This window comes from Endozoicomonas sp. SESOKO3 (genome assembly GCF_024606255.1).
This window is the reverse complement of record NZ_JAHHPR010000236.1, coordinates 1-1,122: the sequence shown is the minus strand read 5'-3', so window position 1 is coordinate 1,122 and position 1,122 is coordinate 1. Positions and strand designations below refer to the sequence as shown.

1 protein-coding gene is annotated in these 1,122 nt (G+C 51.8%); it reads right to left on the bottom strand.

The genetic code is table 11. The features are described 5' to 3' along the window. A partial coding sequence (locus KDK18_RS04250) for a PEP/pyruvate-binding domain-containing protein (protein ID WP_257253445.1) occupies positions 1-1,122 on the bottom strand: 1,122 nt, incomplete at both ends.

Below are 1,122 nucleotides of genomic sequence, written 5' to 3'. Positions count from 1 at the left end.
CAACAATGGCGCCCTCTGGCATAGAGCCTGCCGCTTGTTTTCTGGCCAGCCAGAGGGGGCCGGTGCAATAGCCTTCGCTGATGCTCTCACCAATGGCCAGAGCCTCTTTAGGTATGGGCATGGCAAAAGCCATGTCACCAGAGAGTCGGGTAATGGGGCGCACCTGCAACAGGAACAGGCGACCCTGACGATCGATGGCAAACTCCACATCCACGGGACAGAGCAACAGGTTTTCCAGCTCTGTCACCACCTTTCTGAGGGTAGCAACCATTTTATCACTGAGTTTCTGTCCACCGTCGTTTGATTGGGCATTGGCATCATCAATTCTTATTTCCAAATAGCCGTTATTGCTCTTGTGCAGGGTAAAGTGACTTGAGATCGTCCCGGCGAAATATTGAGAGCTGTCAGCTTCTTCTTTGCGATCCTCGCGAAAAATATCGATGCGGTGAGGCGTGTTACCGGACTGCCCGGCTACTACGCCTTTGGGTTGACCGCGTGTGTACTCAACACTGACGGTATTATCCTGAAAAGATTTAAAGCTCATGGCGACACCGCCAAATAGACAGTCAATGCACTGCTGGATAATCAATGCCATAGGCTGCGGTACGCCTTCGCAACAGACTTCAGGCCGGTAAGCTGAAGCCATAACCTTGAGGCAGGTAAATAAAATATCGTCTTCTTCCTGAACGACAGAGAGGTATTTGCCCGCTTGAGCGTCGCCATAGTTATCTTCATTGATACCAGAACTGCGGACAATCACCGGTTGTGATGTGGAGAGTTCGTCCAGCTTACGACGCAGATGCCTGATTTGTCGGGCCGCTTCTGAATCTTTAACCTGTGCGTAGTAGTCATCACTGGCAACAAACTGCGCCAGACCCGCCAGCCAGTTATCCCTTTTGGTTTGCTCTGAAGATGGCATAGCATTGAGGCGCTCCCTGATGATCGCCAGACTGATCTCTGCCTCCGGTTCATTGTCGATCCCGGGGAAATAGTGTTCAAGACCCCGGATATCCAGAGGGTGTTGTTCAAGGGCATTCACAACTTGGGCAGTAACGCACTCGAAGGGTGGAACACGAAAACCGGCTTCCTTCATGCGCTGCAAAAACATCCCCTTGCCGCCAA